This is a genomic window from Methylotenera sp., assembly GCF_036401095.1.
Lineage (GTDB): Bacteria > Pseudomonadota > Gammaproteobacteria > Burkholderiales > Methylophilaceae > Methylotenera.
The window spans coordinates 1-5,696 of the sequence record NZ_DASWWA010000026.1; the positions used below are offsets into that span (position 1 = coordinate 1).

6 protein-coding genes are annotated in these 5,696 nt (G+C 39.3%); all 6 read left to right on the forward strand.

What is annotated here, in order from left to right; translation table 11 throughout:
- Positions 1-404: 404 nt before the first annotated feature.
- Positions 405-1,271, forward strand: coding sequence for a phage integrase N-terminal domain-containing protein (locus VGD82_RS12240; protein WP_331020651.1), 867 nt, complete (start codon positions 405-407; stop codon positions 1,269-1,271).
- A 140-nt stretch (positions 1,272-1,411) separates the two neighbouring features.
- The gene (locus VGD82_RS12245) at positions 1,412-1,804 is read left to right on the forward strand and encodes an XRE family transcriptional regulator (RefSeq protein ID WP_331020652.1); all 393 of its coding nucleotides are present in this window, start codon (positions 1,412-1,414) and stop codon (positions 1,802-1,804) included.
- The gene (locus tag VGD82_RS12250; RefSeq protein WP_331020653.1) at positions 1,782-2,234 is read left to right on the forward strand and encodes a hypothetical protein; all 453 of its coding nucleotides are present in this window, start codon (positions 1,782-1,784) and stop codon (positions 2,232-2,234) included. Before VGD82_RS12245 ends, VGD82_RS12250 begins: the two co-directional genes overlap by 23 nt.
- 5 nt (positions 2,235-2,239) lie before the next feature.
- The gene (locus VGD82_RS12255) at positions 2,240-4,285 is read left to right on the forward strand and encodes an AAA family ATPase (protein WP_331020654.1); all 2,046 of its coding nucleotides are present in this window, start codon (positions 2,240-2,242) and stop codon (positions 4,283-4,285) included.
- Between the two features lie 516 nt (positions 4,286-4,801).
- On the forward strand, positions 4,802-5,053 hold the full coding sequence (locus VGD82_RS12260; RefSeq protein WP_331020655.1) for a hypothetical protein: 252 nt from the start codon (positions 4,802-4,804) through the stop codon (positions 5,051-5,053).
- A 292-nt stretch (positions 5,054-5,345) separates the two neighbouring features.
- Positions 5,346-5,696: a hypothetical protein gene (locus VGD82_RS12265; RefSeq protein WP_331020656.1), complete on the forward strand. Its 351-nt coding sequence runs from the start codon at positions 5,346-5,348 to the stop codon at positions 5,694-5,696.

Sequence of the window (5,696 nt, forward strand, 5' to 3'; positions counted from 1 at the left end):
AAATAAATCCGTCTATAAAATCCGGTCAATATTGATTTATTGATGTGCATTAGTTTTTCTTAAAACTTTATGTCTGTTTCTAGTTGTGTTTAATAGAAGTATTTCAAAAGGCTCTTTGCCATTCACACATAGCCTGAATGCAGGCACAAGCACGCGCTCATCCGCGTCCCATCGAGACTGGGATATTTCTCGTCCAAAATCATCGTTTCTACAGAGACGACTTTGGAGCCAAGCACGCCCTGATAGTTGGCACATGTAATGATTTTCTAATCAGGACTCTAGGAATAAGCCCCTAGCGACTTTTACCATGTCAGCATGGATTCATAGTTTAGCTATGAATAGTCAGTAACACTTACCTACGGTTTTAAGCTTAATGATTATTACGATATTTGTGGGATTAACTAATGCGAGATTTGAATTATCAACTGAAGAAGCTCTGTGAGCGCAATCGGGATGGAAGCCATTCGACTCAAGCTAATCGAGAACGACGATTAAGCCTAGTCGCTAATCAACTGCATGGATTGGGATTTAGAAATCTAAGAATTGAGAATCTGAAACCTAAGCATATCCACGCACTTGTGAATCACTGGCAACTTGAGAACTTAAGCTCTGGGACGGTGAAAAACAGAATGAGTGATTTACGCTGGGTGGCTGAAAAGCTAAATATTAAGTCAGTCATCGCCAATGACAACTCACACTATAAAATTGAAAAACGTGTTTATGTGACGAATATTTCTAAAGCAACAGCTTTGGATCATGAGAAATTAACCCTCATTGCAGACGAGCATATTAAGTTGTCATTAAAACTTCAGGAGCAGTTTGGTTTACGTCGTGAAGAGTCTATCAAATTCAATGTTTCTTGGGCTGATCGCGGCGATAGAATAGTTCTTAAAAGTAGTTGGACCAAGGGAGGTAAAGAGCGTGCAGTACCAATCAGGAACGAAGCTCAGAGACAGCTTTTAAAACAGATTAAAGACTTCGCCAGAAATGAGAGCTTGATCCCAAATACGCTTACCTACATACAACAATTGAAACGCTTTGAGGATCATACCGCCAAAGCGGGAATTCATAAGGTACATGGCTTTAGACATGCTTATGCACAACAACGATATCTAGAACTTACAACGCAGCTATCACCAGCAGCAGGTGGGAAAAGTTCTAAAGAATTAACCAAAGAAGAAAAAATTATTGATAGAGAGGTTAGGTTGATCATAAGTAAAGAGCTGGGACATGAGCGAGAGCAAGTCACAGCCATCTATTTAGGAAGATAAGTGATCTTCTCTATACCTTAATCATTCAGACCGGCGAAGTGTGTAGCAAGCCCTGATTACAAACTTCTCACTAAAAAATCTCAAAACTTGCATGAAAAACCTTTTGTGCTAATTTGGAATTTTAAATACAAGGAAGAATGATGAGCCAAGCTCAATTAGTATTAATTTCAATCGCTCTATTGTCTTTAATCCTGATTCCAGGAATTTTATTAATCAACTATTTCTTTAAAGATACCCATGAAATATTGGAAGAAATCTCTGAGCTAAAGCTTGAGAAATCTAGGCTGAAATTGAAGTTATTATGCCACCTTAACGACTGGATAAATTCAAACAACTACAGCCGAGAGCAAGTAATAAGTCAATTATCAACCACTAACAAAATTGTGACTGAAATTCTTGATCAACGGGTTGATAAATTTACAGTAGATAAGCTAATTGATTTGACTCTGCGGACTGGGCAATCTGTAGATATCATCACAAAAAATAAAATCAATAAGAAGGAAAGTTCGCATGCAAAAAATAAGATTATCTAATACGGCCGGAAAAATTTTCTGGGGTTCATTGTTGGGCTATTGCGCAGTGTTCTCAGCTTTCTTCTACAACACTCAGTATTCACTCGGTAAACTTGAGAACGAGATGCGTAACGGCAGTGTGTTTGAGGCTATCCGTCACACCGCTTGCGAGCAAACCAAAGGATGCAAGGATATGGACTACCTACCCTACTTAATTCTGAATGAATCTACTGGGAAATATAAGGTACAGGTTATCGCGAAAGCTAAGGATGCTAAACAAGTAAACGATATTGCCTTGAATCAGCAATTAGACGCGCAACGTGCAAACTTACCTTGGTACGTGAACAATAAGTTGGATTCGATTGAAGTAGCTATCGTGAATGGTAAACGAGTAATTGACCTGCCAACTAAGCCTAGCTGTTATCAATCATTAATTTCAATGTTTGGATAATTAACATGAATAAATTTTCTATTAAAAGTTTAGTTGCAATGCCGCTAGCACTATTAGCCTTTGGCGTGCTGCCAGTGTTATTGCTACCGATTGGACAGTATCCAATTATCAACGCAATGGATTATGAAAAATCTGATATTAATGGGTTGATTAACACAGGTTGGCCAATGTTTTTTGATGCGTACCACTTAGCTAACATTGAGTTTGTGCTGTTATTGCCAGTCGCTTTTATTCTTTATTCATTATTTAAAGGCAAGAAGGCATATCACGGCATTTGGGCGCTGTTCTTAGTGATTGGTTTGGCTGTTAAAGCTTCCAATATGGATACGACCAACATGGCCTTACTATTCATGATGGGCGTATTTGCATCACTAAATGCTTGGGCATATTTGGAATACCACAATGAGACATTGGATGATTGGTTGCGTTATAAGTTTGGCCGTCATGTTATGGCACGTGCTTACTATGTCCCAAATACATATGACAACAATGGGTCTAGCAACAACGGTGCAAGCGTTCAACCAGCAAATGTGCCGACCATTACATACAACGCTCTTATTGCTCGTAAAAACTTTAACAATGTCGTGGGCATGGATGAGTTCAAAGCTCGTTTATTGAAAGCCGGTAATGAAGTGCTATCTAACGACCCTGCAAGCCCTAAACGTAACGGCATCCTGCTTACTGGTGATCCTGGTAACGGAAAAACAACAATGGCAGAAGCGTTAGCTGGTGAGTTGAAGTTACCTATCATCAATGTAGCGTTTGGCACATTTGCCAGCTCATGGGTTGGTCAAACTACTGAGCGTGTAATGAAGGTTTTTGATGATGCTATCCAACAAGCGCCATGTGTGCTGTTCTTGGATGAAATTGAAGCGGTAATGATTGACCGTAGCAAAGTGACAAATGCAGATAGCGAAGGCCCTAAGACTGTATCTGCTATGTTGAAACGTCTTGAGGATATTCGTCGCAGTAAAGTAGTCGTAGTTGCTGCTTCTAACTTCTTAGAACGTTTAGATCCGGCCGCGATTCGTGAAGGCCGCTTTGATTACAAAATCGAAGTACCACCACCTGACTTTGCTGCACGTAAATTCTTACTGAATGACGGCTTGAAGTCAGTTGCGTCGAAAGTTGATGCAAGCGGATTAGAGCGTGCTGCTAAGCGTTGGGAAGGCTTTGCTGTGTCACGTATTAACGCGATTGCCACAGAAACATTAGACCAACTCAAAGAAGGTAAGATTGAAACTGTTGGCTTTGATGAGTTAGCTGGTGCGTTACGCCGATTAAACGCTTCTATGGGCGATAAGATTCCTGAAGATGCATTGAATATTGATCAGCTAATCTTGGCACCAGAGATGCGTAGCAGAATGACAAAATTGGCTAAACGTATGGTGAACATTGATGAAATTGAAGAAATGGGCGGTAGCGTACCTTCAGGTGTATTGTTCCACGGCCCTGCCGGTACAGGTAAGACGATTGCGGCGATGGCATTAGCGAAAGAGTCTAAATGGGCATTCTTAAAAACAAGCGGTCATGACTTGCTTCATAGTCCAGACAAGATTGATACATTGATTAAGCGTGCAAAAGATGTACGCCCTTGTATCGTGTTTATTGATGAAGCTGATGATGTATTAGCAGACCGTCGCAACTCTATCTTGTCAAAAGATGTGACTAACAAGCTTTTGACGATTATGGACGGGGCTGATGGTAGAACAAAAGACATTTTGTTTATTGCTGCGACTAATGCACCAGATCTAATTGAAGCTGCGATGTTACGTGGTGGTCGCTTTACGGAGAAAGTAGCTTTTGATGTGCCGGATGAATATTCATTGCATGGCTACGTGACCAAGTGGATTGGTAAAACCAAAGCTAAATTAGGCGCAGACTTTACTGCAGAGGCGATTGTTGAACTATTGAACGGTGAGTCATTGGCCAACGTAGGCGAAATTCTGCAATCTGCGGTAAATGAAGCGATTTCAACTGGTGAAAACAAGAGATTCCGGGTCACGCTTGCGCATGTTCGCCAAGCGATTAAATTGATTAAAGGGGAATAATATGTTTTGGTTAAAAACGCTCTTTGCGTATCCGCTTATGGCCTTAGTTTTTTATGTGACATCGGGGAAAACTTTAGCATCGCTCATATTGTGTATTGGTATGTTAACTTTGATCAAACTATCAAATTTTCTGATCAGCGAAATTACTAACGCGTAGACGCTATGCCGAATAAAGAAACACCGCCCCTTCTAAGGAAGATTAAAACCAAGTGTTTTTTAAGGCTGCTAATGATTGCATTGCGTGAGACACGCTAAGTGAAAATGCCTTTTAAAAATAAAAAGTTCACTGTGATTAATGGCAGTAATCACGGCTTTGAGAAGCAATTGGCAGCGGCATTTTTGGTGAAACCCAGTGGAAGTTTTAAGTCTGGTAAGTAATTAGAGGAAACGAAGATAACCATCCAGCTTTAGTTTTCGATACATCCAAAATCAATAACTAAAACTCTCGCTAAATTTGACATATAAATGATATCTGGATAATGAGCTGTGTAAATCAACTCATTTAAGGAAGTAAATATGATTATGCAAGACGTTAGTTGTAAAGACACAAGAAGCACTAAAGCAATGCTAAAAGGACGAGGAGATGGCCGTGAGTTTAGTTGGCTTGCTTTCGAAAAACTTCACTCTAACTTAACACTAGAGGATTTATTCGACGCATTTACCAAAGCAGTACGCTATGGACGCCTTCCATCAAATGCCATATTTATAAAACTACCATTCAGAAAAGCTTACCTCTTTATTATGCTGCTAGTTGCTGTACTAATTTGATACGACCTTCACAATAAGCCTAATAAATAAAATTTTAGAAGAGAATGGGTAGATCTTACTGCCTTAAGTTCCGCTCATTCCAATGCATATATTTAGTTTGACCTCACTCCATTCTGGTCAACTTTAAATGCTCGTAGGTAAGCATATTGATTGCTATATGGGGATAAGTAACTCAAGCACAAAAGCTGAACTAAACTGATAAAACATAACACAGGAATTCTGTTGTTATTTAGAATCGATCAAATCCTCCAAATAAGTATTATGATTATTCCAAAAGTTGAGAGGGAATAAAATGGATGATTTGATAAAAGTTGATGCAGTTTCTCTAGGGATGTTGAGCGGCGAAACCGTTCTTGATCTAGGTGAGTATGTTAATAGCTTGGGGCTTAACTTTAAAGCTAACGTTCTTTGGCAAATATTAGAGCAAGCCGAAAAACAATTCTACGATACCTTAGCCGAGATGTTTATTGAAGCGTCAAGTCTTGAAAATAGACAGAATTTTCTTTTAAAAAACAGGGTGAGAAAATTTGCTAAAAAATATAAAGAAACTACGAGCCTTACTATTCCGAACATATCTAGATTAGAAATAGCATGCCAAGAAAAACTTCAAATCAAAACTAGGTCAATGACAATTTGGCTTTAA

Excerpts from the sequence above, each read along its gene's own strand:
- VGD82_RS12240 (WP_331020651.1), top strand. The coding sequence starts at position 405 with ATGCGAGATTTGAATTATCAACTGAAGAAGCTCTGTGAGCGCAATCGG.
- VGD82_RS12245 (WP_331020652.1), top strand. The coding sequence starts at position 1,412 with ATGAGCCAAGCTCAATTAGTATTAATTTCAATCGCTCTATTGTCTTTA.
- VGD82_RS12250 (WP_331020653.1), top strand. The coding sequence starts at position 1,782 with ATGCAAAAAATAAGATTATCTAATACGGCCGGAAAAATTTTCTGGGGT.
- VGD82_RS12255 (WP_331020654.1), top strand. The coding sequence starts at position 2,240 with ATGAATAAATTTTCTATTAAAAGTTTAGTTGCAATGCCGCTAGCACTA.
- VGD82_RS12260 (WP_331020655.1), top strand. The coding sequence starts at position 4,802 with ATGATTATGCAAGACGTTAGTTGTAAAGACACAAGAAGCACTAAAGCA.
- VGD82_RS12265 (WP_331020656.1), top strand. The coding sequence starts at position 5,346 with ATGGATGATTTGATAAAAGTTGATGCAGTTTCTCTAGGGATGTTGAGC.